The organism is Paenibacillus sp. GCM10023250 (genome assembly GCF_042653205.1).
Taxonomy (GTDB): domain Bacteria; phylum Bacillota; class Bacilli; order Paenibacillales; family Paenibacillaceae; genus Paenibacillus_Z.
In genome coordinates this window covers 109261-134378 of sequence record NZ_JBHSHY010000014.1, presented here as the reverse complement: position 1 = coordinate 134378, position 25118 = coordinate 109261, and the positions used below count along the sequence as shown (strand labels likewise).

Sequence of the window (25118 nt, the reverse complement as noted above, 5' to 3'; positions counted from 1 at the left end):
GAAAGGGCTCAAGAGTATGCTTTCACGTTATTTGGAGCTTTGTTAACCTTTTGGAACCGCCGTATGCGGACCCGCATGTACGGTGGTGTGAGAGGACGGAGGCTAGCCGCCTCCTCCTACTCGATTTCGGCGCAGCTCCTCGGGCAGCGATGCCGAGGCCGGACCGGTACGAGCCGGCGGCGCTTATGCTTCGCCGAGCGGCAGCCAGTTCAGCACGTGGCGGATGTATTCGTCCCAATACTCCCAGCTGTGCTCGCCCGGCGCTTCCTCGTAGGTGAGCGGCAGTCCGAGGGATTCCGCGTGCCGGCGGAACTTCGCGTTGTCCTCGTAGAGGAAATCCTCGGTGCCGCAGTATTGGTAGAGGCGCGGAATCGGCCGGCCGGAAGCCTTCAGCGTCTCGGCGGCCAGGAACAGGTTGTTCGGCAGCCCGTTCGCGGCGTCGGCCGTGCCGAAGATCCGCCCGAAATCGACCGGGGCGCGCTCCTCGAACGTCGATACATCGAGCGCCCCGGACAGGCTGGCGGCTGCGGCATACTGCTCCGGCTTGTTGAGCGCGAGCTTGAACGCGCCGTAGCCGCCCATCGACAAGCCGGCGACGAAGTTGTCCTCGCGGCGGTCCGACAGAGGGAAGAAGGAGCGGGCCAGCGCCGGCAGCTCTTCGCTGACGAACGTCCAATAATCGCCGCCGCTCGCCATATCGGTGTAGAAGCTGCGGTGGACGGCCGGCATGACGACCGCGAGGCCGAGCGGCGCGACGTAACGTTCGATCGAGGTGCGGCGCAGCCAGATCGAGTGGTCGTCGGACAAGCCATGCAGCAGGAACAGCGTCTTATGCTTGCTCGGGGCCGCTTTCGATTCCATCCCGATTTGCGATTGCGCGTTTTGCGGCAGAATGACGTACATCGAGCTGGACAAGCCAAGCACGTCGGAGAAGAAGTCGCACTGAATCAATGCCATAATGAATGAAGCCTCCCGGATAAGGATATACATGCAAATGGAACCGCTTGCAGGACAAGCCGGCCCGTTCTTCTCTATTGAAGCATTTCTCGTCCGCCGCGTATAGTCCAATTTTCGGTCTCCGGATTCGCGCTTGCCGGGAACCGTTCATATTCCGTTCAAAATGGGACGTTATGCTGAATCGGCAAGCTTAGCGCAGGAAACGCCGAAGAGGCGCGAAAGGAAGGATTGCCATGGAAACTCGTCACGACAAGGATAAAGGCGAAGCACGGGACGGGCGAGACGATCAGCCGGATGACGAACGACACCGGCATCGTGAAGCAGCTGATCGCGGAGAACTTCACCGGGTTTCTGAGCGGCATCATATCCGTCGCCGGCTCGGTCGTCGTCTTGTTCTACATGGATTGGCGGATGACGGCGGTCATGCTGGGGGTCATCCCGATCGCGGCGCTGTTCATGGTGCCGCTCGGCCGTCAAATGTACCTCGTGTCCAAAGGACTGCAGACCGAGACGGCTTCCTTCACGGCCACGCTGACCCAGGTGCTGTCGGAGATCCGGCTCGTCAAGTCGATGAACGCGGAACCGCGCGAATACGCCGCCGGCGAGCAGGGCATATCGAGCCTGTTCCGGTTTGGGCGCAGAGAAGCCAAGATTCAGGCGTTGATCGCACCGCTTATGTTTTTCGTCATGATGATGCTCCTCGTCGTCATCGTGGGCTACGGCGGCATGCGGGTGTCGTCCGGCGCGCTGACGGCGGGCGAGCTGGTCGCGTTTATCCTGTACCTCATCCAGATCGTCATGCCGATGTCGCAAATCTCCACGTTCTTCACGCAATTCAAGAAGACAGTCGGCGCGACGGAGCGGATCGTGCACATCCTGGACGCGGACGAAGAAGACCACGAGCGGGGCGGACAAGTGGCGGACGCGAACCGGCCGATCCGGTTCGAAGGCGTGAGCTTCGGCTACGAAGGCGGCGAGGAGGTGCTGCGGGACGTGACGTTCGACGTGGCGCCGGGCACGGTGGCGGCGGTCGTCGGTCCGAGCGGCGGCGGCAAAACGACGCTGTTCTCGCTGCTCGAGCGGTATTACGAGCCGACCGGCGGGACGATCAGGCTCGGCGGTGACGAGATCAGCAGCTTCTCCTTGCCGTCGTGGCGCCGGCAGATCGGCTACGTATCCCAGGAAAGCCCGCTCACCGCGGGGACGATCCGCGAGAACATCTGTTACGGCATCGACCGCGCCGTAAGCGAGGACGAGCTTGCGCGCGCGGCGGAAATGGCCCATGCGCACGGCTTCATCCGGGAGCTTCCGGATGGCTACGAGACGGAAGTCGGCGAGCGCGGCATCAAGCTCTCGGGCGGCCAGCGCCAGCGGATCGCCATCGCGCGGGCGCTGCTGCGCGATCCGAAAATCCTCATGCTCGACGAAGCCACCTCGAGCCTCGACTCCAAGTCGGAGGTCATCGTACAGGAGGCGCTAAAGAATCTCATGGCCGGCCGGACGACGCTCGTCATCGCGCATCGCCTGTCCACCGTCGTGGACGCGGACCAGATCGTCTTCGTCGAGAAAGGGCGGATCACGGGGCGGGGCACGCACGACGAGCTGAGCCGGGATCATCCGATGTACCGCGAATTCGCGGCGCAGCAGCTTCGGCTGCAGGAGCAGGAGGCGGAGCCGAACCCCGCGTAAAGGTTCGGTTGGTCAGGAAAGACGGCTAGACCTTGCGAATTTCAATTTCAATTTCCGTTCTCACTGATAATTATTATCAGCCTTGGCTATACTACGAATAGACGACGGCGGGCCGCCTTCTAGGCAAAGGCGGCCCGATCCAGCATTAAATTTTCGGTTCGAACGTCTTGCAGTCGGTTTCATCAGAATTATGGGCTTGCTTGCCGCGGTTGTTCACGACATAGATCGAAGAGGCGTTGCATTGGTTGCCGGCAGCCCAATATTTACAGGAATTCACTTCGCACAGTACATCTTTGGCCATGAGCGTATTCACCTCCATCCTTCGTCTAGGATGGACGTTTTTGCATGCCTTTTATACCCGATCGCGGCAATTCAGTTGCCGGAATGCATCCGTCCGTCTTATCATGGAGGAAAACGGAAGGGCCTATCGTTCGTTATGGCATCATAGGCAATGGAATCGGAATTATGCGCATGTTCATTCGTTGGCTCGCATTCGGAGCCGTCATGGGCGGTCTGACGGGCAGCGCCTCGGCGCTCTTCCTGTGGGGGCTGGACCGGGCGACGGACATCCGGCTGTCGGCACCCTGGCTGCTGTGGCTGCTTCCGCCGGCCGGCGCGCTTGTCAGCTTGCTGTATGCGCGCTACGGCGGCAATGCCGGCAAGGGCAACAATCTTATCGTGGAGCAAATCCGTTTGGGGGACGAGCCCGCGGAGCGCACGGAGCGAGTCCTGGCGGTCATGGCGCCGTTCGTGCTGATCGGCACGTGGGCGACGCATCTGTTCGGCGGCTCCGCCGGCCGGGAGGGAACGGCCGTGCAGATGGGCGGAAGCCTCGCGGAGGCGTTCGGCCGGCTGGTCCGGGCGGAAGGCGCCGACCGGCGGGCGCTGCTGATGTGCGGCGTCGCGGGCGGCTTCGCCTCCGTCTTCGGAACCCCGCTGGCCGGAGCGGTATTCGCGCTCGAGGTGGTAACGCCGGGCCGCTGGATCTCGCCGAGAACGATCGTGCCGTGCGCGGTCGCGGCGTTCGCGGGCGACGCGGTCACCCGCGCGTGGGGCATTCGCCACCTGCAGTACGAAATGGGGAGCATCCCCGCCTTCTCGACCGTCCTGCTCGTGAAGATCGCCGCGGCGGCAGTGCTCTTTGGGCTGATGAGCCTGCTGTTCACATGCGCCGTCGGCTGGGTCAAGCGCGGAATGACGGCCGTCCTCGCACGCCCGTGGGTGCGGAGCTTCGCCGGGGGCTTGCTCGTCATCGGCATGTCCTATGCCGCGGGGACGCGGGATTATCTGGGACTCAGCCTGCCGCTCCTCGTGCAGGCCTTCCACGAGCCGTTGTCCGGGGCGGCATTTCTGTGGAAGACGGCGTTCACGGCCGTCACGCTCGGCTCCGGGTTCATGGGCGGCGAGGTGACGCCGCTGTTCGTCATCGGGGCGGCACTCGGCAGCGCGCTGGCGCCGCTGCTGCATCTAGGCGCATCGTTCTTGGCCGGACTCGGGCTGATCGGGGTGTTCAGCGGCGCGGCCAATGCGCCCGCCGCCTGCTTTTTCCTCGGCCTGGAGCTGTTCGGCGCCGACGGTGCGGCGTACATGCTCGTCGTTTGCCTGGTCAGCTACATGTTTTCCGGTCACGCGGGCATTTACGGCGCGCAGCTGCACGGCGTGCCGAAGCCGCGGCATTTCGTCCGGTTTCCAGGCGCCGCGCTGCTTCGGGACCATATGAAGCGGCGGAGGTCCGCCCGGTCGCGGCCGTCCTGAAAGTAAAAAGAGCACCGTTTCCAAAGTTGCGGAAACGGTGCTCTTGTCATTTCGAAAGGTGAGGTGCGCCTAGCCTACACGCGGCGCGCGAATGCGTAGTGCGATTTCCACCAGCCGGAATTGATCGTGTCGATCGTGACGCCCGGCTTGCCGTACGTGTGGATGATTTTGCCGCCGCCGATATAGATGCCGACGTGGTGGACCGGGCTGTAGAAGAAGACGAGATCGCCCGGCTTCAGGCTGCTCTTGCTGACGGATTTGCCGACCTTCGATTGGTCGTGCGACGAACGCGGCAGCGTGATGCCGTTCATGCCGAATACGCGCTTCGTGAACGAAGAGCAGTCGAACACTTTCGTTGTCGACGTGGACGCGTTGAATTTGTAGGGCGTGCCCAAGTATTTTTTAGCGGAAGCGATAACCGAAGACGCTTTCGAGGAAGAAATCGCCGCATGCGCCGGTTGAGCCTGAATGATCGCCGTGCCGCCCATCAATAAAGAAAAGCTCACCGTTACGCTCATCATCAGTTTACCGAATTTCTTTTTCGTCATGACTAATTTCCCCCTTGGGTGTGAGTTCTGCGTTGTCGGTTCCGACTAGGGCAGAGAAAGTTTCGGCGACAGTCCGCATCTATAGTAGTGCACCGGACGCAGCGTCTGTCGTCTGCACAAGGTCGTTTGACCTAGTTCCACTATAGCACATGATTTTTTTCCAGCATTTACTTGCAACCTTTGCGATACAAGCCCATCAAGGCTTTCGCTCACTCTATGAGAAAAGCATTAGAAATTCCTCATGTTTGGAATCTTGACATATTGAAAGCGCTTATCTGAATACAATCAGTCATAATGGGCAAAGGAGCCGGCGATCATGACGGTATTCTATCTCGCAAGCCTGGCGGCGGTGACGGGCATGTCCGGCAGGTCGATCTGGCACGCGTACCGGCGGCGCGCGTCCTTGAGCTGCATGGCCGGCATGATGATCGCCATGACGGTCGGCATGATGCAAAGCCTGGCGGCGGGGACGGTCGCGGGCATCCTGTTTCCGCAGGATTTGGCGGTTCCGACGGCGGGCGCGGTGCTGCTCGGCGTCGCCTGCGGGTATTTGGCCGGGAAGCCGGTCAGCACGATGGCGGCGCTCGACGGCATGCTGGCCGGCATCATGGGCGGCATGATGGGCGCGATGCTCGGCGTCATGCTGGGCGGCCGAGCGGCGGCGATGGTGCTGTTCGTCGACGTGCTGTTTCTATTTATACATCTCGTACTGCAGCAGCTGATCCGGGAAGAAGGCGGCTCTTCGGCCGCGGCGGGGAACCCGGATGCCGGCGCATCCGGCGGCGGGACCGTGCTGATGCACCCGTTCGTGTTCGGGCTCGGCCTCTTCGTCCTGGCAGCCGTCTTCCTCTATCAAGGCTGACATCGCAGCGCATTAGCCGGTTGCGGACTGCACGCCGGCAGTTTAAGACGAACCGAACGGGAGAGGGTTGACATGACGAGCATCATCGAAGTCAGGGGCATGTCCTGTCAGCATTGTGTCAGCAGCATCGAGGGCGCATTAAGGAAGAAAGGCGTCGCCGCCAAGGCCGATCTTGCGCGCAACCGTGTGACGGTCGATTACGAAGCGAAGTCGATCACGATCGAGCAGATCAAATCGGCGATCGAGGACCAGGGGTTCGACGTCGTCTCCTGAAGCCGGCCGCCGCCGCTCGAAGGCGCCGGCATCGAAAAAAGGCCGATCCAGGCTGATCCATGCCGGATCGGCCTTTTCTTGCGCAGCCGCGGCATGCTATGATTAAGGCTTGATTGGAGGCTCGCATGTCGTGAATATGTATCCTTTTGAATTCGATCCCAAAACGCCGTTCATCCAGCAGGCCAGCGACTGGATCGCGGACGTTTTCTACGAGCGGCTGCCCGAAGCTGGCTTCGAGCTGCGGGACGAGCAGATTTACATGGCGTTTCAGCTGGAACGCGCGTACCTAGAGAAACGGACGATATTCGCGGAAGCCGGCGTCGGCACGGGGAAGACGCTCGTGTATTTGCTGTACGCCGTGCTGTACGCGCGCTATACGCGCAAGCCGGCGATCATCGCCTGCGCGGACGAGTCGCTGATCGAGCAGCTGGTCAAGCCGGAAGGGGACATCGCCAAGCTTGCCCGCTACCTGGATCTGACGATCGACGCCCGGCTGGGCAAGTCAATGGACCAGTACCTCTGTCTGAACAAGCTGGACGATGCGCGCGGCAGCGCGGAGCATCTGGAGGCGCTCGGGGACGTGTACGCCTCGCTGCCGGACTTCGTGAACAATCCCGGTACGATGCAGGCGTTCCGGCCGTACGGCAACCGGAAGGACTATCCGCATCTATCGGACGAGCAGTGGCGCGCGGTCTCCTGGGACCCGTTTCAAGACTGCCTCGTCTGCAGCCGGCGCCACCGCTGCGGCCAGACGCTCTCGCGGGAGCATTACCGCAAGGCGGCGGACGTGATCGTCTGCTCGCACGACTTCTACATGGAGCATGTGTGGACGTACGAATCCCGGAAGCGGGAAGGCCAGCTGCCGCTCCTGCCGGAGCACAGTTCGGTCGTGTTCGACGAAGGGCATCTGCTGGAGACGGCGGCCCAAAGCGCGCTGACGTACAAGCTCAAGCATGCGGCGTTCGAGGCGATCGTCACGCGCCTGCTGCAGAGCGACATCCGCGAAACGCTCGCCCAAGCGATCGAAGATGCCATCGCGCAGAGCGAGAAGCTGTTCGGCCTGATCGACGCGACGAGCATCGCAGTGGAAGCTTCGGACCGGCTGGAGGTGCCGCCGACCGGGCGGCTGCTCCGCGAAGTGGAGCGGTTCGCCGCGCTGCTCGACGCCATCGAGGAGGAGCTCGTCTTCGAGAGCGGCATGTTCACGATCGACGCGTACCAGCTGACGATCGTGGAGGAGCATCTGGACATGCTCCAGACCGCGCTGCGCCTGTACAAGCAGCCGGAAGGGCTGATCTCCTGGGCGGAGCGGGACCCGGACGGCACGACGCTCGTCATCATGCCGAAGCTCGTGAAGGAGATGCTCAAGGAGCGGGTATTTTCGGGCGGCATGCCGGTCGTCTTCTCGTCGGCGACGCTCTCCGCGGGCGGCTCGTTCCGCTACATCGCCTACAGCCTCGGCATCGAGGACGCGCTGTCGTTCTCCGTCCCATCGCCGTACGACTACGAACACCGAATGGCGGTGGCGGTCTCGGCCGAGACGGACGCCGCCGCGAAGCTTCGGCTGACGCTCGGGCGGCTGCAGCAGTCGGCGGGCCGGGCACTGCTCCTGTTCCCGTCGCGGGAGGAGCAGGCGCGGTTTCGCGAAGGCATCGCCGGCGTGCCCGGTTTCGGCGAGTTCCGCTTCCTCTACGAAGGGGACGCGGAGATCAGTCATCTGATCGCGGACTTCCAGCGCGACGAGGCTAGCGTCCTGTGCGCCGTCACGCTGTGGGAAGGGCTGGACATTCCTGGGCCTTCGCTGTCGCACGTGCTGGTCTGGTCGTTGCCGTTCCCGCCGCGCGACCCCGTATTCGCGGCCAAGCGCCGGGAAGCGGCCGACCCGTTCCGGGACGTGGACATGCCCTACATGCTGCTTCGGCTGCGGCAGGGCATGGGCCGGCTGATCCGCAAGCGCGACGACGAGGGCATCGCGACGATCTTCGGCGGCGAATTGGCCGACGAAGCGGTGATGGGCCCGGTCCGGGACGTCCTTCCGGAAGGCGCGGCGCTGTCCGTGCTCGCCCCTTACGCGAATTGACATCTACCAGCACGGCTCTTACAATTTGGGTAGACTGATAGAAAAGGAAGGGAACCGATGACGCAACCGATAAAAAAGTCCACCTACAAGAGCCAGCGCAAGGCCGAGCAGGAACGGCTGGAACGACAGCGCAAGACGATGAGGAAGCTGATCTGGGGGACCGCGATCGTCGTCGTGCTCGGCATCGTCGCGGCGCTGATCTTCACGCCGAGATCGAATCCGACCGACTTCGATTACGCCAGTCTGCCCGTGCTCGGCAAGTCCGACGCGCCGGTCAAGATCGTCGAGTTCGGCGACTACAAATGCCCGTCCTGCCAGATTTTCAGCCAGCAGGTGAAGCCGGTGCTGGAGAAGGAATATGTCGATACCGGCAAGGTTGCGCTCTATTTCATGGATTTCCCCTTCATCGGGCCGGACTCCACGACCGCTTCGCTGGCGGCGCATTCCGTCTTCCACCAAAGCAATGACGCGTTCTGGAAATACTACGACGCGCTGTACAAGAACCAGCCCGACGAGAAGACGATCTGGGCGACGCCCGACTATCTCGTGAAGCTCGCGAAGTATAACGGGATCGACGTCGACGCGGATCTGCTGAAGAAGGACATCGACGGCCAGACGTACATCAAGGAAGTGAACGCAAACAACTCGGCCGCGATCAAGGCCAACGTGCGGTCGACGCCGACGCTGTTCATTAACGGCAAAGAATTCACCGGCAACTTCGCCGACTACGGCGCGATCAAGGCGGCTATCGAGGACGCGCTGAAGGATTCGGCTGAATGACGATGTCGCCGATCCCGGGATTGTTCCGACGCTACGCGCTTTATTTCGCCTGGGTGGTCTCGATCGTCGCGGTCGGCGTCAGTCTCTACTTGAGCGAAATCATGAAATTCATCCCGTGCAACCTGTGCTGGTATCAGCGGATCTTCATGTACCCGATCGTTATCCTGCTAGGCGTCGCCAGCTACTATCAAGATCGCAAAATCATCCGGTATGTGCTGCCTTTATCCATCATCGGCGGCTGCATCTCGCTGTATCACTACTTGGAGCAGCAGATTCCCGCGCTGGCCAAGGTGCTGCCGTGCACGGTCGGCGTGCCGTGCAGCGAGGATTACCTGGACTGGTTCGGCGGCTACGTCACGATTCCGTTCCTGGCGCTCGTCGCGTTCATTCTGATTACCGCGCTGCTGATCAACGGCTTGAAACAGGGCGCACCGGACGAAGAGGGCGAGACGGATGACGAAGAAGAGGTTCTCCCGGCTCGTTGAACGCAGGTCATACTAGCTTAAAAGGCTGCCGCGGCGTCGCTATTGGACGCGGGCAGCTTTTTTTTACGGATTATCCCAGTATTGTCGAATCCTCGGGATGTAAATATGAAGATTATGAGGAGATTTGTCGCTTTATTTGTTCCTCCCAAATAGTTCTGGTATCATGTATGGATGAACGCTATGACGGGTTAATGTAATAAGAAGGACTTTTAGGATCCCGTTGTACTTACTTTTGATGGAGGTAGCCGTTAATGACAGCAGAGAGCAATGACCGCAAGTCGCCCTGGGAGCTCTATTACGGTCCCAACCTGGGGTACATTGAAGAAATGTACGAGCAATACCTGCGCAATCCTGACGACGTAGATCCCGCCGTTAGAGCATCTTTCGAGAAGTGGGGACCGCCGCCGTCCGTCTCGGCCAGCAGCAACGTGAACGTGAACCCCCCTTTGAAGGTAACGACGGACGGTTCCAATAGCATCAAGACGGTCGACCCCGCTTATTTGAAAAAAATCGTCGACGCCGGGAAGCTGGTCCGGAACATCCGCACGTTCGGTCACTTGGCGGCCGACAACGATCCGCTCGGCCTGACGCCGGCGCCGGACACCCGCCTGATCGAGCCGGCCACGTTCAAGCTGAAGGACGCCGATCTCGAAGCCATTCCCGCCTCGCTGATCTGGGAAGAAGCGCCGGAGTCGATCGGCAACGGCAAGCAAGCGATTCAACACTTGAAGGACGTATACACGAAGTCGTTCGGCTTCGAATTCGCCCATATCCACGAGCAGGACGAACGCCTCTGGCTTCGCCGCCAAGCCGAGATCGGCATGGCCTCCAAGCCGATGACCGCGAAGGAGCGCATCGCGCTGCTGCAGCGCCTCATCGACGTCGAACAATTCGAAACGTTCCTGCACCGTTCGTTTGTCGGGCAGAAGCGCTTTTCGATCGAAGGAACCGATAGCTTAGTGCCGATGCTGGACGAAGTCGTGAGAGAAGTGGCTCATGACGGCGCCCGGCATATTCTGATGGGCATGGCGCACCGCGGGCGGCTGAACGTGCTGACGCACGTACTCGGCAAGCCGTATGCGGCGCTATTCTCCGAGTTCCATCATTCGCCGGTCAAGGATCAGGAGCTGTTCCCGTCCGAAGGCGCGCTCGGCATCAACACCGGCTATACCGGCGACGTGAAGTACCACTTGGGGGCCCACCGTTCGGTGAAGGAAGGCGAGACGGTCGAGACGCGCATCACGCTCGCGAACAACCCGAGCCACCTGGAGTACGTCAATCCGATCGTCGAGGGCTTCACGCGCGCGGCGCAGGACGACCGCTCCAAGCCGGGCTACCCGGTCGCGGATTTCGGCAGCGCGGCGGCCATCATCATCCACGGCGACGCGGCGTTCGCCGGCGAAGGCATCGTAGCGGAGACGCTCAACTTCAAGAAGCTGGCCGGCTACGAGAACGGCGGCACGATCCACATCATCGCGAACAACCGCCTCGGTTTCACGACGGAAAGCAAGGATTCGCGCTCCACGTATTACGCGAGCGACTTGGCGAAAGGGTATGAAATCCCGATCGTGCACGTCAGCGCCGACGACCCGGAAGCATGCATCGCCGCGGTCCGCATGGCGTGCGAGTACCGCCAGAAGTTCGGCAAGGACTTCCTGATCGACATGATCGGCTACCGCCGCCACGGCCACAACGAGACGGACGATCCGGAAACGACCCAGCCGCTGCTGTACCAGAAGCTGCGCAAGCATCCGGTCCCTGCCGTCATCTACGCCGAGCGCCTGAAGGAGAAGGGCCTCGTGACCGAAGAGCAGGTCCAAGCGATGCGCCGCGAAGGCCTCGCGAAACTGCAGGCTGCGCTGGATGAAGTGAAAGCAAATGATAAAGCCTATAAGCAGCCGAAGGCCGACGAAGTCGGCAGCAAGCGCCGCAAGAAAGACATCGTGACGGGCGTGCCGCTGAAGAAGCTGATCCCGATCAACGAAGCGCTGCTGCAATGGCCAGCAGGGTTCAAGGTGTACGACAAGCTGGACCGTATCCTGAAACGCCGCGCCAACACGTTGAACGAAGGCGGCAAGGTCGACTGGGGCCAAGCGGAAGCGCTGGCGTTCGCGACGATTCTGGCCGACGGCACGCCGATCCGCCTGAGCGGCCAAGATTCCGAGCGCGCCACGTTCGCGTTCCGGAATATCGTGCTGCACGACGTCGAGAACAACCAGACGTTCTCGCCGATGCACACGCTGCCGCAGGCGAAGGCATCGTTCGCCGTCCATAACAGCCCGCTCGCCGAGGCGTCCGTGCTCGGCTTCGAATACGGCTACAACGTGTTCTCGCCGGAAACGCTCGTCATCTGGGAAGCGCAATACGGGGACTTCGCGAACTGCGCCCAAGTCATCATCGACCAGTTCGTGACGGCCGGCCGCGTGAAGTGGCAGGAGAAATCCGGCCTCGTCATGCTGCTGCCGCACGGCTACGAAGGCAATGGGCCGGAGCACTCCAGCGCGAAGCTGGAACGATTCCTGCTGCTGGCGGCGGAAGACAACCTAACGATCGTCAACATGACGTCGGCGGCCCAATACTTCCACCTGCTTCGTCGCCAGGCGGCCATTCTCAATACCGAGGAGGCGCGTCCGCTCATCGTCATGGCGCCGAAGAGCCTCATCCGGAACCCGAGCGTCGCTTCGGATCCGGCCGAGCTGAGCAACGGCTCCTTCAAGCTGGTGCTCGAGCAGCCGGGTCTCGGCAAGAAGGCGGACAAGGTGGAGCGTCTGATCTTCTGCTCCGGCAAGATGGCGATCGATCTGGAAGCGGCCCTCGAGCTGAAGGACGACCAAGCCGCCGACGATTGGGACTGGCTGCACATCGTGCGCGTCGAGCAGCTCTATCCGTTCCCGAAAACCGACGTGGAACAAATCATCGCGCGTTACCCGAACGTGAAAGAAGTGCTCTGGGTACAGGAAGAACCGCAAAACATGGGCGCCTGGAACTACGTCGAACCGCGGATTCGCGCGCGCGTCAAAGCGGGCACGACGGTCCGCTACATCGGCCGTCCGAAGCGTTCCAGCCCGGCAAGCGGCTTCCATTACATTCACAACATGGAACAGCAGCGGATCGTTTCCGTCGCGCTTAACCGCAGCAAGCAAAATTAAATCCAGCGAATCAGGCAAGGAGAGAACGAGCCATGAGTGATATCAAAGTACCCGAAATGGGCGAATCCATCGTAGAAGGCACAATTTCCAAATGGCATGTCAAAGCCGGCGACAGCGTCAACGTCGGCGACGTGCTGGCGGAGCTCGAAACCGATAAGGTCAACATTGAAATCAGCGCCGAGCAAGCGGGCACGATCGATTCCCTGCTGCGCGCCGAAGGCGACACCGTTGCCGTCGGCGAGACGATCGGCACGATCGGCAGCGGCTCCGGCGCCGCTGCGCCGAGCCAACCAGCCGCAGTGCCGGCAGCGGCCCCAAGCCAGCCGGCTGCCGAGCAGCCGGAAATAAAGCCTGCCGTGCCGGCATCGCCGCCGATCGCGGCATCTGCGCCTGCCGCTCCGGCAGCCGACGCCGCCGCATCGGCGACGCCGGGCGCGCGCAAGCTGGCGCGCGAGCGCGGCATTGACCTGTCGCAAGTACAGGCAGTCGACCCGCTTGGCCGCATCCGCCAATCCGACATCGAAGCGCATGGCACGCGTCCGACGGCGCCTGCGGCTCCCGCCGCTCCCGCCGCACCGGCCCAGCCTGCCGCGGAAGCCGGCAAGCCGGCCGAGCGCCGCAAGATGTCCCGCCGCCGCCTGACGATCGCGAAGCGCCTCGTCGAAGCGCAGCACACGGCCGCGATGCTGACGACGTTCAACGAAGTCGACATGACGGCGATCCTGGACGTGCGCAAGCGCCGCAAGCAAGCGTTCCAAGAGAAGCACGACGTGGGTCTCGGCTTCATGTCCTTCTTCACGAAGGCGGTCATCGGCGCGCTGAAGGCGTACCCGCTGCTGAACGCCGAAATCCAAGGCGAAGATATTCTCGTCAAGCAGTACTATGATATCGGCATCGCGGTTTCCGCGAAGGAAGGCCTCGTCGTGCCGGTCGTACGCGACGCGGACCGTCTGAGCTTCGCGCAGATCGAGAAGCAAATCGGCGAGCTGGCGTCCAAAGCACGCGCTAACACGCTGTCGCTGAACGACCTGCAGGGCGGCACCTTCACGATCACGAACGGCGGCGTCTTCGGCTCGCTCCTCTCCACGCCGATCCTGAACGCGCCGCAAGTCGGCATCCTGGGCATGCACAAAATCCAGGTGCGTCCGGTCGCGATCAACGATACCGAAATGGAAAACCGTCCGATGATGTACATCGCGCTGTCCTATGACCACCGCATCGTCGACGGCGCGGAAGCGGTTCGCTTCCTCGTGACGGTCAAGCAGCTGCTGGAAGATCCGGAATCGCTCCTGCTGGAAGGCTGATTGCCGGACTGCATCATAAGCCTAACCACAACCTCACAAGCTGACGTCAGGCCATCTGTCCTGCATCGTCAGCTTGCGAGGTTTTTTTATTGCTATTCCCGAACGTTCTACATAAAATAAAGAACAAACGAATGAGGGAGGCGGATGAGGCATGAACGTGCGCAAGATGCGGTTGTTTGACTTCGAGAACATCCACTCCAGCGAGGACCGGGACGAGTTCGAGAAAGATTACGCCCGCTTGATCCAATCGCCGGCGTTCCGCCGGCTGCAAGGCAAATCGCAGGTGTTCGGCGCCGGCTCCGGCGACTACTACCGGACGCGGCTGACGCATTCGCTGGAGGTGTCGCAGATCGCCCGCGAGGTCGCGCGCAAGCTGTGCAAGGCGAATCCGTTTCTCGCGCGTCGCGAGCATCCCGGGCTGGTCATGGATCCCGAGGTCGTGGAGGTCGCTTCGCTCGCGCACGATCTGGGCCACCCGCCGTTCGGCCACAAGGGCGAGGAAGTGCTGAACGAGATTTTGTCGGCGGAATGCGGGATGAAGTACGAGGGCAACGCCCAAAATTTCCGCATCCTCATGTTCCTCGAGAAGCGCGCGGGCAGCGACAGCGGCCTCGATCTGACGGCTGCGGTGCTGCTCGCGATCAATAAGTATCCGTTCTGCCTGGACGACCCCGGACGGCTCAAGGGCGTCTACGGCATGGAATGGGAGGGCATCGCCGGCCTCCGCAAGGCGTGGGGCATGCCGGACGACGTCGCGACGCTCGAAGCCCAGCTGATGGATCTGTGCGATGATATTGCCTACTCGACGCACGACATCGAGGACGGCATCCGCGCCGGCAAAATTCAGATGAATCCGAGCCTGTTCGAGGATGACCGGCTCGTGGCGAGCGTCATGCAGGAGATCGTCGACGATCCCGGCAACGCGGTCATGCATTGGGAGGAAGTCGACATGATGCAGATGGTGCGGCAGGCGCTTCATCATTATCTGCAGCAGTGGGAGACGGTCTACATCGAATGCGGCCGGGAGCCGTCCCGGACGCGGCGCGAGATGAAGGCGCGCTGGGTCCGCAAGTTCGTGAGCGGCGTCGGCATCATCGACGATCCCGCCACCGGCTGGAAGCGCGTAACGTTCATCCGCGACGGCGTGCAGGATCTGGAGCTGCTGCGGACGATGGAGATTCTGAAGAAGCTGGCCTGGGTGACGCTGATCAAGGATTTCCGCGTGCAGCGGCTGCACAAGCGGAGCGAGATCATGATCGAGCGGCTGTGGGACAGCTTCAAGGCGCCGGAGACGGGGCGGCTTATCATCCCGCCGGACTGGCTTGAGAACTATGAGCGGCAGCGCAGCAAGTGGCCGTGGGAGCGCATGGTGGCGGATTACATCGCGGGCATGACGGACGCGTACGCCGAGAAGGTATACGCGGAATTTTACGCGAGCCGGTCGGGTTCGATTTACGAGCGCGATTAACGACGGACGGGCAGCGCGGCGCGATGCTTCGCGGCCTGACGGACATGGAAGGACGATCGGCGCAGCGGCGCGGTCGTCCTTCTCGCGAAGGGGGCGGATCGGAATGCGAGAATCGGCGGGTGAAAGCGCAGGGGCAGCCGAAGGTGCGAGCTGCGTCGTCCGGCGCGTCGGCATCGTGACGGAGGCCGGAGCGGACGGCGTGACGGCGGAGATCGGCGACAAGACGCTGCGGCTGCCGCGGGACAAGGTGGCGGCGAATGTCGCGGCGGGGGACGCCATCGTCTGGACTGGCAGTATTTGGGCCGCTTCAGAACGCGCGGATCGGGGTACATCAAACATGAGAAAAGCTTAATGGCTCCGGCACCCTCTATCGGGGCCGATGATCCGAATCCTTCATAGAGACAAAGGGAGGATGAACGCACTCATGGAAGTTTTGGATCAGAAACGATGCCTGTTCTGCGATTCGCTCGTGCAGGTCAAACATAAAGGCGGCAGCGAATGGTACATGAACTGCCTGTGCTCGCCGAGCGCGTCCTACGGCTTGAAGGACGGCAGCTACGAGCCGTTCCGCCAGCTGTCCTACGGGGACAAGCGAAGCATGTTCCCGATCATCTCCGCCTATATCCGCGAGAAGAGCGACTGCGAAGAGACGGTCATCGTTTCCTTCGACGGGAAGGACGACATTCTGCAGTCGCCGCTCGTGCCGCTGACGACCGAGGACAAGGGGCTGCGCCTCCTGCGGTACTTGCACCGTCACGCGAGAGGGCCGGGCGAACCGGTCGTCATCAATCATTTCGCGCAAAGCTATAATTTGACGTATTCGATGAATTTGCAGGAGCTCGTATACATCGCCGAGAAGCTGAAGGAAGACGGCATGATCGAGCGGATCGGCTCGACGTTCCGGATGACGGAGAAGGGCTGGCTGGAGGCGGAATCCAGCGCGTCGGGCAAGGCGCTCAAGCCTTGCTTCGTGCTGCTTCCGGAGCACGAGGAAGACATGACGCGGGAGTGGATGAACACGGTGTTTCCGCGACTGATCCAGCTTGGCTACTCGCCGAAGCTGGTGGAGCGGGAAGAGGGGCGCCTCGCGGACGGCAAGTCCATGCAGGAGGCACTCGAGCAGGTGCTGACCTGCAAGATGCTCATCGCCGACATCTCGGCGCCGGGAGCCGAGACGTGGATGTACGCCGGCTACGCGCTCGGCAACGAGATTCCGGTAACCTGGACGCGCAGCTCCGCTTCGGCGGCGGACAAGCCGGCAGGCGTCCGGCCGATCGTCTGGGAGGACGCGGAGCAGCTCGCGGGCCAGCTGCAGATCGCCTTCGGACGGGAAGGCTGAACCGGCGCGCGTCCCGAATTCGGATTTGCCCCGGAATCGCGCATTAGGCTATAATGATTTTATGCAATTTAATGAAATCAACGCGATTTCGGGAGGGACGAGCATGTCTATTTACGATTATGAAGTGAGAACGATCGACGGCAAGCCGGCGACGCTGAAGCCGTACGAAGGCAAGATCCTGCTGATCGTCAACACGGCGAGCGCCTGCGGCCTGACGCCGCATTACAAGGGGCTGCAGCACATCTACGAGACCTTCAAGGACGAAGGCGTCGTCGTGCTCGGGTTTCCGTGCAACCAGTTCAAGAACCAAGAGCCGGGCACGAACGAGGAGATCGCGCAGTTTTGCGAGCTGAACTACAACGTGACGTTCCCGATGTTCGCGAAGATCGACGTGCGCGGCGAGGACGCGCATCCGCTTTACAAGTACCTCGTCGACGCGGTGCCGGCGCCATACCATACGGGCGACATCGATTGGAACTTCGCGAAGTTTCTCGTGGATCGGCAGGGCAACGTCCTGAAGCAGTACCCGGCGCCGACGGATCCGTCGGCCATCGAACCGGATCTTCGCAGCCTGATCGAGACGGGCGGCCTCGGCGCCGCGGCCAATACCGTCAACGACTGATACGGACTCGCTCTCGGAGAATCGGACAACGCAAAAAAGCACCTGCCTCAGGTGCTTTTTTGCGTTGTCCGCTGGGCGCGTGTCGAGCCGTCTTACCGGCGTCCGGCGGCTTTCGCGAGACGGGTGTGACAGAAAGGGCGCAGGCGATTATAATAATGATGCCGATTGCGCGAGGGATCGTTTTCCGGGCGATGCCGATGATCCACGCCGCCGCGGGAACGGCCGGAAATTGCGCGTGCATGCAAATGCCGAACGTAAGACAGGCGATGATGGGGGAGAATAGATAATCGAGCAGCAGCCGCGGAAGCCTAGAAAACGATTTACATATGCAATTCGGCTTTTCTTATTAGATAAGATAACGCGAAAAACGCAAACGTCAAATGAAAAGTCATGAAACCACTGAACATGCTTGATGAATGGAAAGGATGCTTACAACTTGGCTACGACCGAAGAAGACAAACCGAAATTGATTCCGACGAAGATTTGGAAGTGCAAAAATCCGGAGTGCAAAGCGTGGGTGCGCGAGGAATTCGCCGAGCGGGAGCAAAGCTGCCCGATCTGCAAAGGCCCCATGCATCGCAGCATGAGGCATTTGCCGGCCGTGCAAAACAAAATCAAACGACAACCGAAAAAACCGAAATCGGAATTCGATTTTTAAGCCGCCGCTCAGGCGGTTTTTTTCGTTGGGTCGCGTGTGACGGATGCGGGCCGTCTCAGTACAGGAGGCGCCACAGATAGAACGTCGCGTACGCCTTCCATTCGCCCCACGGTGCCGCAAGCGCTTGGATCTCGGCGAGCGGCGGCTTCTCTTCGCGGCCGAGCGCAACCTTGAGCGCATTGTGCAGCCCGACGTCCTCGAGCGGGAACGCGCCGGGATTGCGCAGGCAGCGCATCAGCACATAGTGCGCCGTCCATGGCCCGATGCCGCGGATGGCGGTGAGCGCCTTCTCCCTGGCCGTCCAATCCGGCAGCGCGAGCAGGCCGGCTTTGGACAGGACGCCTTCGGCCATCAGCCGCGCGGCGCCGACGACGTACTCGGCTTTCCGCCCCGTGAACTGCAGGCCGCGGAGCTCGGCGGGATCGATCGCCGCGATCCGCTCCGGCGCCGGGAACGTCCAGTAGACGCGCCCGTTCCATCGGACGGAATCGCCGTACCGTTCCACGAAGCGGCGCTTGAGCGTGTAGGCGAAGGCCAGGTTGATCTGCTGCCCCATGATGCCCCAGCAGAGCGCTTCGAACAAATCGGCGATGCCGACAATGCGCAGGCCGCGGAACCGCCGAACCGCGGGAGCCAGCACCTCGTCTCGCGAAGCGAGCGCCAGGAAGCCGCTCAAATCCCGGTCCATGTCGAACCATTCGCGGATATACGCGGCAACGGCGCGTAACGTCTCGTCGTCCGGCGGCTCCGTCAAGGCGGGGCATTCCGCCGTCAGCGCGCCGTCCGCGCGCGCCGACAGCCGGACGAGCACAGGCGCGCCGCCCGCGGGCATGAGCCGGGTCACGGACGCGGCGTCCGCCTCGTATAGGCACTCGTTGGCGGACCGGTTCAAATAATCGAAGATCTGCGCGAAATCGAAGACGCCCGGCGTCTCGATCGTAATTGCAGCTGCCATGCTTTCGCATCCTCCTTCGTCCGGGCAGAGACGTTCCCGGCTCTCTGTACTAGTTGTACCATATAACGGGCGGCGGGCCTTTCGCAATCTTGCTTTTTCATTCGGGCAGGCCTTACATACAGCCGTTAAAGCGGGTATACTTTGCGTTGTGGAGGTGAGGCGCATGACCGTTCTAACGAACGAGACGCCGTCGGACGCGCAGTGGACCGCGATCGTCGGCTGCGACGCGGCGCATGACGGCGCGTTTTATTACGGGGTCAGCACGACGCGTATTTTTTGCCGGCCGTCCTGCAAGTCGCGGGAGCCGATGCGCGAGCACGTACGTATATTCAACATCGCGGCGGACGCGGCGCAAGCGGGCTTCCGGCCGTGCAAGCGGTGCAAGCCGGACGGGCTGCGGCTGCCGGACGAAGAGTGGGTCGACGCGATCGCGGAATCGATCCGGGCGCATTACCCGGAGCGGATCACGCTCGATGCGCTGGCCGAGCAGCAGCACGTCAGTCCGTACCATCTGCAGCGCACCTTTAAGCGGGTCTGGGGCGAATCTCCCGCCGACTACCTCTTGCGCGTGCGAATCGAAGCAGCGAAAACGCTGCTGCGCGAAACCGCGGCCGCGATCGCCGAGGTCGGCGGGGACGTCGGCATGCCGAACGCGGCTCATTTCGCGACCGCGTTCCAGAAGGCCGCCGGCTGCACGCCGACGCAATACCGGCTGGCGCATCGCGCGCCGAACCATTCGAGGGAAGGTGACCGTCATGCGTAAATCAGACGATACTCTATATTGGTCGCTGCTCGGGAGCGGCGATTGGTCCATGCATATCGCGGCTACCGGCAAGGGGCTGTGCTATATCGGCACGCCGGGGGCCGCCTACGAAGAACTGGCCGGCTGGGCCGCCCGGCAGCTGCCGGGGACCGAACCGCGGCGCGACGACGCGGCGATGGCGCCTTACGCGGCGGCGATCCGCGCGTATCTGGAAGACGGCGCGCGGGACGCCGACGTTGCGATCGACCTGCGGGGCACCGCGTTCCAGCTGTCCGTCTGGCAGGAGCTTCGCCTCATTCCCTCCGGCGAAGTGCGCGCTTACGCGGACGTCGCGGAGCGGCTCGGCCGTCCATCCGCGGTGCGGGCGGTCGCCGGCGCGATCGGGGCGAATCCCGTGTTGTTCTTCGTGCCCTGCCACCGCGTGCTCGGCAAGAACGGCGCGCTGACCGGCTTCCGTGCCGGCATCGCGATGAAGGCGGAGCTGCTCCGGCGCGAAGGAGCGCTCAGGGCAACGTCGTGATTTTCTATTTCTTCGCATTGTCGGCCGCGGCGGCCGTGCTGCTGCTCGCGAACCCGCGCGGCACCGCGAATCGCTGGGCGGCGTTCTTCCTGGCGTGCGCCGCGGTCGGCGGGCTGGAGGAGGCGCTGCGCGAGGCGGGCCAGCCGCGCGTCGCGGACGCAGCGGTCTACGTCAATCAGACGTGGACCCCGCTGGGCATTCTCGCGTTCAGCTTGACGTACGCCGAGGCATGGCCGAGGCGCCGGAGGAACCGCGCGCTGCTGCAAGCCGCGCTGCTGATCCCGGCCGCCGCGACGCTCGCCGTGACGCCGATGGAGCCGGCGATCCGCGTCGACTTCGGCCTGCTGCTCTGTTGGGTGGGGCCGTATTACGCCGCTTCCTGCTGGGTGCTGCTGCGCGCACTGCTGGCGGAGTCGGATCCGCGGCGCAGACGGAGCCGGCTGCTGACGGCGCTGATCATCGTGCCCACCGTGCTCGCGGCCCTCGTGTTCATCAACGTGGCCCGGGCGATCGAACCGGACTTCGATTTCTTCACCTACATCTCCGTCTTCGTCATCTATTCGCTCGCCATGGCGCTCCTGTGCGTGTTCATGTACGGCTTCCTCGGCGTCAAGCTGCGGCTCGAGCGCGATCCGCTCGACGCGACGATGGAGGCGGTCAGCTCGGGCACGGCGATGCTCAATCATACGATCAAGAACGAACTCGGCAAAATCTCGCTCAGCACGCTCAATCTCGGCCATCGGCTGCCGGAGGACGACGACGAAGCGCGGCAGCATCTCGCCATCATCTCGCAATCCTCCGCGCATTTATTGGACATGGTGACGCGCATTCACGGGCAGACGAAGACGATCGTCCTGCGTGAGCAGCCGCATGCGCTGGAAGCCGTCGTCCGCGATTGCCTCGCCCGGCATGCCGACGAGCTCGAAGCGCGCGGGATCGCCGCCTCGTTCAGCGTGCTCGAACGCCCGTTGCTGATGCTGGACGCCGTTCACTTGCGGGAGGCGATCGGCAACCTGATCGCGAACGCGGCCGAGGCGATGGAACGGGGCGGCCGTCTGCGGCTGACGTTGGACGGCACCAAACGGCACGTGCTGCTGACGGTGGCGGACGACGGTCCCGGCATTCCGAAGGAACTGCAGCGGCGCGTTCTGGAGCCGTTCTTCAGCACGAAGAGCCGCACCGACAATTACGGGCTCGGCTTGTCGTACGCGTACAGCGTCATGCAGCTGAGCGGAGGGACGCTTGCCGTAGGCAGCGAGCCGGACCGCGGCACGCGCGTGACGCTGGCATTCCCGCGCAAGAAACAACGGAAGGACTGAATGTACGGACATGAATGCGATCCGCGTAGTTCTGGTCGAGGACGATCCCGGCTGGATCAAAGCCATCACCGCCTTTCTGAACCGGGAGGAGGATCTGCTCGTCGTCGGGGCGGCTACGAACGCGGCGGAAGCGGCGTCGCTCGCCCGCACGCTGGCGTTCGATGTCGTTCTCATGGACATCCAGCTGACCGACCGCAAGCTCGAGGGCATCTACGCGGCGATGGAGATCCATGAGCTCGCGCCCCGGGCCAAGATCATCATGCTGACGTCGATGAGCGAGGAGACGGTCATGACGAAGGCGTTCACGGCCGGCGCCGTCAATTATATCGAGAAGACGAACTATCTCCATCTGCCGCACGCCATCCGCGCGGCGTACCATCATTCGGCGCCGATGGACGCGCTGCTGAAGGAGTTCGCCCGGCTGAAGCGGGAGGAGCAGCTGAAGCCGCTCACCGCGGCGGAGCGCGAGGTGTTCGAGCTGATCGAAGCGGGCTACACGCAGCCGCAGATCGAGCGCAAGCTGTTCAAGGCGGAGAGCACGCTGAAGAACCAGGTCAACAAGATGCTGAAGAAGCTCGGCGTCCGCAGCAGCAAGGAAGCCGTCGAGAAAGTGAGGCGGATCGGGCTGGCGCCGGAGAAGCCGGACGGCGGGCGCGACGGGGCGGGAGGATCGGAGGAACCGCGGGCGTGAAGCCACGCTGGTGCGGCCGGAAGAGACGCAGGCAAACGCAATGGGCCTAGGGGTACTAGAGATTCTAGTACCCTCTTCGCCGTGCGTACCATGAAAGTTGGTTCTGCCCGAGGCCCGGCGGCAGCCATTATACTTGGCCTCGAGAGGAGCTGACGTGTGGACCATGAAGCGAAGCAAACCGATATACGTCGAAACGATCATCCGCACCGACATGGAGACGCTGTGGAACCATACGCAGCGGCCGGAGCTGCACCGGCAGTGGGATCTTCGGTTTACGGACATCACGTACCTGCCCCGCGCGACCCCGGAGGCGCCGCAAACGTTCGCGTACGCGACGCGGATCGGGTTCGGCCTCGCGATCGCCGGCACGGGCGAGTCGCGGACGGCGATGTATACGAAGAGCGGCGAACGGTTGTCCACGCTGGTATTCCGCTCCGGCCAGCCGTTGTCGCTGATCAGCCGGGTAACAGGTTACTGGAGATACGTGCCGCCGAAGAGGGACCGGAAAGCCAGGGCGGCCAATGCGCCCGAAGAAGCAAGCGCCGACGGAAGCATGGACGGAAACGATGGCGGAAGCGACCACCGAAGCGATAACCGAAGCGATCACCGAAGCGCCGGTAACGGCAACGAAGGCGTCCGGTTCATTACGCAGTTCGACTACCGGCCGCGCTTCGGCCCGCTCGGCCGTCTATTCGACCGCTTCGCGTTCCGTCCGCTGTTCGGCTACGCCACGGCTTGGAGCTTCGACGCGCTCCGCCTGTGGATTGAAGCGGGCATACCGCCGCGGGCCGCGCTGCGGCAGGCCGTCGTCCATTACGCGTGCGCCGGGACGCTCGCCTGCCTGTGGCTGGCGCAGGGGCTGCTGCCGAAGCTGCTGTTCCCGGACGCCGGCGAGCTCGCGATCCTGGCGGCGACGGGCTGGATCCCGGCCGGCTGCGAGCCGCTCGCGGCGCAGCTGCTGGGCTTGGGCGAAGCCGGCCTCGGCCTCGCCACGCTGCCGCTGCACCGCCGCGGGCGGTTTCTCGCTGCGCAGGCGCCGCTGCTGCTGCTGCTCGCGGGACTCGGCGCGGCCGGCGATCCCGCGCTGCTGCGCTCGCCGTTCAATCCGGCGCTGCTCGGCGCCGGCATGGCCGCGCTCAGCCTGGCCGCCGCGCTGACGGCGCGGGAGCTTCCGGACGCCGGACGCTGCCTGCGCGCGCCGCGGCCGAAGGGAGGGCGGGCGCGATGACGGCGGGCTCGATCAACGAGCGCGCGCTCGGGACGGCGTTCGCAAAGCTGCATCCGCGAATTCGGCAGCGGTTCGGCTTCGGCAGCCGGGACGGCATCGCCTCCATCGGCGAAGGCGTCATGGAACGGATCTGGTACAACAAGTGGGCGGCGGGACCGCTCTGGCTCGGCACGGCGCGCCACATCATGTTCCCGCGGGCGGGCGCGGGCATTCCATTCACGATCGCCAATTACGCGTACATGGACGATTTCGGCCGCGAGACGGTCACATGGAGCCGCCGGTTCCGCTTCCCGGACGCTGTCCGCAAGTTCGACGCGACGATGATCTACAGCCGGGAGCGCGGGCGCATCGTCGATTATTTGGGCACGAAGCAGCATTTGGCTGTCGACCTCGAGATGGCGGCCTCGCCGCGCGGCGGCATCCTGATCCGCTCGGGTGAGCAGCGCTTCTACGAAGGGCCGGTCGGGTTCCGCTTCCCCGAGCGGCTGACGGGCCGGGCGGAGGTGCACGAGTGGTACGACGACGAGGCCGATTGCTTCCGGATCACGGTCGACGTGGCCAATCCGCTGCTCGGGCCGGTCTTCCGGTACGCCGGCTGGTTCCAGGCCGCGACCGTGCCGATGGATGGCCGGCGCATCCCCGCCGAGGCGATGCCGACGCGCGCGGAATGCCGGGAGTGACGCCCGCCAGCCGTTAACGCGCTTGTCCGCCTCGCTGATCGATGCTCCGGCCCTGCGGCGATTTCCGCGCGCCCGCGGCTTGCCCGTGCATCCCGTTAGCCGCGTCCAGCGCCGATTCGTAACCCGGCGGAGAAAACGGTATAATGGAGCCACGAAGCGAGGAAGGATGAGGAAATTGATCGAGATCGAAGCCTACACCGTAGAGAAAATCAAGGATCCGTTCGGCATTTTGCCCGGGGAGCGATACGAATTCAAGCTGGAGATCGACGTCGCGGAGGACGACGAGCTGTACGTCGAAGGAGGGCTGTACATTCGGGCGATCTACAGCACCGACGGAGAAGCCGGGAGGCTTGTCAAGTACGAGCTGTACAAACGGATGAACGACGCGTACTACGATTTCGAGCTGGAGGACGAGGAGGAGCGGATGCTCGAATCGTTTTGCGAGGCGCATTTCTCCGAGGCCGAGGAATAGAATAGAAGCGGGCGGGCTGCCGGCCGTTTCACGAAGGCGAGGCCCGTGTAATAAGGAGTACGGCAAGCGGATATGCGGGCCGACACCTCGTGAACAGGCGGTGAATGACATGACAGTCCATTATTTGTTGAACTGTTACAACAACCAAATTTTGGTGAAGCAGGTGGACGGCGAAGCCGAGGCCTTCCATGTCAACATTCAAAGCAACAGCAATCCGCTCAGTTTCGGCAACACATTGTACGCGGCTTCGACCAAGGAGCAAGCGGTACGGATCGCCAACCAGCTTTGCGCGTTCTACTCCATGGCGAGAGTGAACGGCTACCGGCTCGAAGGCACGACGTTCCGCGGCGAGAACAAGCCCGACATCGCCGTCGAGGACGTGCTCAAGGTCGAACGGACGAAGGACGAAATGCACGAATTGCTGCAGCGCGCGTAGCCTCCGTGCATGCGCTCCCAATCCGGCCTAAAGCCCGAATACGCACAGGACCTTCGCCGAAGGTCCTGTTTTTTGCATGTCGTGC

25 protein-coding genes and 1 pseudogene are annotated in these 25118 nt (G+C 62.8%); 22 read left to right on the top strand and 4 right to left on the bottom strand.

Features of this window, described 5'->3' with window-relative positions:
• Positions 1-183 precede the first annotated feature (183 nt).
• Positions 184-957, bottom strand: coding sequence for an alpha/beta hydrolase (locus ACFPB1_RS13810; RefSeq protein ID WP_379226159.1), 774 nt, complete (start codon positions 955-957; stop codon positions 184-186).
• Positions 958-1143: 186 nt separating this feature from the next.
• Here ACFPB1_RS13810 and ACFPB1_RS13805 point away from each other — a divergent pair.
• Positions 1144-2646 (top strand): annotated as a pseudogene (locus ACFPB1_RS13805) (ABC transporter ATP-binding protein); the annotation flags it as partial.
• A 145-nt stretch (positions 2647-2791) separates the two neighbouring features.
• Here ACFPB1_RS13805 and ACFPB1_RS13800 read toward each other — a convergent pair.
• Entirely contained in the window at positions 2792-2947 is a 156-nt protein-coding gene (locus ACFPB1_RS13800) for a DUF1540 domain-containing protein (RefSeq protein WP_379226157.1), read from the bottom strand.
• A gap of 170 nt (positions 2948-3117) precedes the next feature.
• On the opposite strand from ACFPB1_RS13800, the gene ACFPB1_RS13795 reads away from it, so the two are divergent.
• Positions 3118-4401, top strand: a complete 1284-nt coding sequence (locus ACFPB1_RS13795) for a chloride channel protein (protein ID WP_379226155.1) — start codon at positions 3118-3120, stop codon at positions 4399-4401.
• Between the two features lie 74 nt (positions 4402-4475).
• On the opposite strand, the gene ACFPB1_RS13790 is transcribed toward ACFPB1_RS13795, so the two are convergent.
• Positions 4476-4949 carry a C40 family peptidase gene (locus tag ACFPB1_RS13790; protein ID WP_379226153.1) on the bottom strand — a complete coding sequence of 158 codons (474 nt, stop codon included), beginning with the start codon at positions 4947-4949 and terminating at the stop codon, positions 4476-4478.
• 316 nt (positions 4950-5265) lie between these two features.
• On the opposite strand from ACFPB1_RS13790, the gene ACFPB1_RS13785 reads away from it, so the two are divergent.
• The 12 genes from ACFPB1_RS13785 (at position 5266) to ACFPB1_RS13730 (ending at position 17969) form a co-directional block, all read left to right on the top strand.
• Complete coding sequence (locus tag ACFPB1_RS13785; protein WP_379226151.1) at positions 5266-5811, top strand: hypothetical protein; 546 nt, start codon at positions 5266-5268, stop codon at positions 5809-5811.
• 72 nt (positions 5812-5883) lie between these two features.
• Positions 5884-6084, top strand: coding sequence for a cation transporter (locus tag ACFPB1_RS13780; protein ID WP_379226149.1), 201 nt, complete (start codon positions 5884-5886; stop codon positions 6082-6084).
• Positions 6085-6214: 130 nt separating this feature from the next.
• Positions 6215-8164, top strand: a complete 1950-nt coding sequence (locus ACFPB1_RS13775; RefSeq protein ID WP_379226147.1) for an ATP-dependent DNA helicase — start codon at positions 6215-6217, stop codon at positions 8162-8164.
• Positions 8165-8221: 57 nt separating this feature from the next.
• Positions 8222-8944: a DsbA family protein gene (locus tag ACFPB1_RS13770; protein WP_379226145.1), complete on the top strand. Its 723-nt coding sequence runs from the start codon at positions 8222-8224 to the stop codon at positions 8942-8944.
• 2 nt (positions 8945-8946) lie between these two features.
• Positions 8947-9429 (top strand): disulfide oxidoreductase, encoded by a 483-nt coding sequence (locus ACFPB1_RS13765; protein WP_379226167.1) that lies wholly within the window; start codon positions 8947-8949, stop codon positions 9427-9429.
• Between the two features lie 251 nt (positions 9430-9680).
• Entirely contained in the window at positions 9681-12578 is a 2898-nt protein-coding gene (locus tag ACFPB1_RS13760; RefSeq protein ID WP_379226143.1) for a 2-oxoglutarate dehydrogenase E1 component, read from the top strand.
• A 32-nt stretch (positions 12579-12610) separates the two neighbouring features.
• Positions 12611-13882, top strand: coding sequence for a 2-oxoglutarate dehydrogenase complex dihydrolipoyllysine-residue succinyltransferase (gene odhB, locus ACFPB1_RS13755; protein WP_379226141.1), 1272 nt, complete (start codon positions 12611-12613; stop codon positions 13880-13882).
• A gap of 151 nt (positions 13883-14033) precedes the next feature.
• On the top strand, positions 14034-15350 hold the full coding sequence (locus ACFPB1_RS13750; protein ID WP_379226139.1) for a deoxyguanosinetriphosphate triphosphohydrolase family protein: 1317 nt from the start codon (positions 14034-14036) through the stop codon (positions 15348-15350).
• A 103-nt stretch (positions 15351-15453) separates the two neighbouring features.
• On the top strand, positions 15454-15702 hold the full coding sequence (locus ACFPB1_RS13745) for a hypothetical protein (protein WP_379226137.1): 249 nt from the start codon (positions 15454-15456) through the stop codon (positions 15700-15702).
• Positions 15703-15774: 72 nt separating this feature from the next.
• Positions 15775-16689, top strand: coding sequence for a hypothetical protein (locus ACFPB1_RS13740; RefSeq protein ID WP_379226135.1), 915 nt, complete (start codon positions 15775-15777; stop codon positions 16687-16689).
• Between the two features lie 103 nt (positions 16690-16792).
• Positions 16793-17311, top strand: coding sequence for a glutathione peroxidase (locus tag ACFPB1_RS13735; RefSeq protein WP_379226133.1), 519 nt, complete (start codon positions 16793-16795; stop codon positions 17309-17311).
• A gap of 436 nt (positions 17312-17747) precedes the next feature.
• Entirely contained in the window at positions 17748-17969 is a 222-nt protein-coding gene (locus tag ACFPB1_RS13730) for a cold-inducible protein YdjO-related protein (protein ID WP_379226131.1), read from the top strand.
• Positions 17970-18024: 55 nt separating this feature from the next.
• Here the strand turns inward: ACFPB1_RS13730 and ACFPB1_RS13725 are convergent, their stop codons facing one another.
• Positions 18025-18924 carry a DNA-3-methyladenine glycosylase family protein gene (locus ACFPB1_RS13725; protein WP_379226129.1) on the bottom strand — a complete coding sequence of 300 codons (900 nt, stop codon included), beginning with the start codon at positions 18922-18924 and terminating at the stop codon, positions 18025-18027.
• Positions 18925-19087: 163 nt separating this feature from the next.
• On the opposite strand from ACFPB1_RS13725, the gene ACFPB1_RS13720 reads away from it, so the two are divergent.
• The 8 genes from ACFPB1_RS13720 to ACFPB1_RS13685 all read left to right on the top strand — a co-directional run bounded on the left by ACFPB1_RS13720 (position 19088) and on the right by ACFPB1_RS13685 (position 25033).
• On the top strand, positions 19088-19687 hold the full coding sequence (locus ACFPB1_RS13720; RefSeq protein WP_379226127.1) for a bifunctional transcriptional activator/DNA repair enzyme AdaA: 600 nt from the start codon (positions 19088-19090) through the stop codon (positions 19685-19687).
• The gene (locus tag ACFPB1_RS13715) at positions 19680-20207 is read left to right on the top strand and encodes a methylated-DNA--[protein]-cysteine S-methyltransferase (RefSeq protein WP_379226125.1); all 528 of its coding nucleotides are present in this window, start codon (positions 19680-19682) and stop codon (positions 20205-20207) included. Before ACFPB1_RS13720 ends, ACFPB1_RS13715 begins: the two co-directional genes overlap by 8 nt.
• Complete coding sequence (locus ACFPB1_RS13710; protein ID WP_379226123.1) at positions 20204-21526, top strand: ATP-binding protein; 1323 nt, start codon at positions 20204-20206, stop codon at positions 21524-21526. Before ACFPB1_RS13715 ends, ACFPB1_RS13710 begins: the two co-directional genes overlap by 4 nt.
• Positions 21527-21536: 10 nt before the next feature.
• Complete coding sequence (locus tag ACFPB1_RS13705; protein WP_379226121.1) at positions 21537-22217, top strand: response regulator; 681 nt, start codon at positions 21537-21539, stop codon at positions 22215-22217.
• A 163-nt stretch (positions 22218-22380) separates the two neighbouring features.
• Complete coding sequence (locus ACFPB1_RS13700; protein ID WP_379226119.1) at positions 22381-23445, top strand: DoxX-like family protein; 1065 nt, start codon at positions 22381-22383, stop codon at positions 23443-23445.
• Positions 23442-24125 (top strand): DUF4166 domain-containing protein, encoded by a 684-nt coding sequence (locus ACFPB1_RS13695; protein WP_379226117.1) that lies wholly within the window; start codon positions 23442-23444, stop codon positions 24123-24125. The genes ACFPB1_RS13700 and ACFPB1_RS13695 overlap by 4 nt, the downstream gene beginning before the upstream one ends.
• 166 nt (positions 24126-24291) lie before the next feature.
• On the top strand, positions 24292-24597 hold the full coding sequence (locus ACFPB1_RS13690; protein ID WP_379226115.1) for a DUF6509 family protein: 306 nt from the start codon (positions 24292-24294) through the stop codon (positions 24595-24597).
• A gap of 109 nt (positions 24598-24706) precedes the next feature.
• A complete protein-coding gene (locus ACFPB1_RS13685) occupies positions 24707-25033 on the top strand; it encodes a hypothetical protein (RefSeq protein ID WP_379226113.1) in 327 nt (108 codons plus the stop codon).
• The last annotated feature ends 85 nt before the right edge of the window (positions 25034-25118 follow it).

What these genes read in the sequence shown, in the direction of transcription:
- ACFPB1_RS13810 (WP_379226159.1), bottom strand. Translation starts at nt 957, where the DNA reads ATGGCATTGATTCAGTGCGACTTCTTCTCCGACGTGCTTGGCTTGTCC.
- ACFPB1_RS13800 (WP_379226157.1), bottom strand. Translation starts at nt 2,947, where the DNA reads ATGGCCAAAGATGTACTGTGCGAAGTGAATTCCTGTAAATATTGGGCT.
- ACFPB1_RS13795 (WP_379226155.1), top strand. Translation starts at nt 3,118, where the DNA reads ATGTTCATTCGTTGGCTCGCATTCGGAGCCGTCATGGGCGGTCTGACG.
- ACFPB1_RS13790 (WP_379226153.1), bottom strand. Translation starts at nt 4,949, where the DNA reads ATGACGAAAAAGAAATTCGGTAAACTGATGATGAGCGTAACGGTGAGC.
- ACFPB1_RS13785 (WP_379226151.1), top strand. Translation starts at nt 5,266, where the DNA reads ATGACGGTATTCTATCTCGCAAGCCTGGCGGCGGTGACGGGCATGTCC.
- ACFPB1_RS13780 (WP_379226149.1), top strand. Translation starts at nt 5,884, where the DNA reads ATGACGAGCATCATCGAAGTCAGGGGCATGTCCTGTCAGCATTGTGTC.
- ACFPB1_RS13770 (WP_379226145.1), top strand. Translation starts at nt 8,222, where the DNA reads ATGACGCAACCGATAAAAAAGTCCACCTACAAGAGCCAGCGCAAGGCC.
- ACFPB1_RS13765 (WP_379226167.1), top strand. Translation starts at nt 8,947, where the DNA reads ATGTCGCCGATCCCGGGATTGTTCCGACGCTACGCGCTTTATTTCGCC.
- ACFPB1_RS13760 (WP_379226143.1), top strand. Translation starts at nt 9,681, where the DNA reads ATGACAGCAGAGAGCAATGACCGCAAGTCGCCCTGGGAGCTCTATTAC.
- odhB (WP_379226141.1), top strand. Translation starts at nt 12,611, where the DNA reads ATGAGTGATATCAAAGTACCCGAAATGGGCGAATCCATCGTAGAAGGC.
- ACFPB1_RS13750 (WP_379226139.1), top strand. Translation starts at nt 14,034, where the DNA reads ATGAACGTGCGCAAGATGCGGTTGTTTGACTTCGAGAACATCCACTCC.
- ACFPB1_RS13745 (WP_379226137.1), top strand. Translation starts at nt 15,454, where the DNA reads ATGCGAGAATCGGCGGGTGAAAGCGCAGGGGCAGCCGAAGGTGCGAGC.
- ACFPB1_RS13740 (WP_379226135.1), top strand. Translation starts at nt 15,775, where the DNA reads ATGGAAGTTTTGGATCAGAAACGATGCCTGTTCTGCGATTCGCTCGTG.
- ACFPB1_RS13735 (WP_379226133.1), top strand. Translation starts at nt 16,793, where the DNA reads ATGTCTATTTACGATTATGAAGTGAGAACGATCGACGGCAAGCCGGCG.
- ACFPB1_RS13725 (WP_379226129.1), bottom strand. Translation starts at nt 18,924, where the DNA reads ATGGCAGCTGCAATTACGATCGAGACGCCGGGCGTCTTCGATTTCGCG.
- ACFPB1_RS13720 (WP_379226127.1), top strand. Translation starts at nt 19,088, where the DNA reads ATGACCGTTCTAACGAACGAGACGCCGTCGGACGCGCAGTGGACCGCG.
- ACFPB1_RS13715 (WP_379226125.1), top strand. Translation starts at nt 19,680, where the DNA reads ATGCGTAAATCAGACGATACTCTATATTGGTCGCTGCTCGGGAGCGGC.
- ACFPB1_RS13705 (WP_379226121.1), top strand. Translation starts at nt 21,537, where the DNA reads ATGAATGCGATCCGCGTAGTTCTGGTCGAGGACGATCCCGGCTGGATC.
- ACFPB1_RS13700 (WP_379226119.1), top strand. Translation starts at nt 22,381, where the DNA reads ATGAAGCGAAGCAAACCGATATACGTCGAAACGATCATCCGCACCGAC.
- ACFPB1_RS13695 (WP_379226117.1), top strand. Translation starts at nt 23,442, where the DNA reads ATGACGGCGGGCTCGATCAACGAGCGCGCGCTCGGGACGGCGTTCGCA.
- ACFPB1_RS13690 (WP_379226115.1), top strand. Translation starts at nt 24,292, where the DNA reads ATGAGGAAATTGATCGAGATCGAAGCCTACACCGTAGAGAAAATCAAG.
- ACFPB1_RS13685 (WP_379226113.1), top strand. Translation starts at nt 24,707, where the DNA reads ATGACAGTCCATTATTTGTTGAACTGTTACAACAACCAAATTTTGGTG.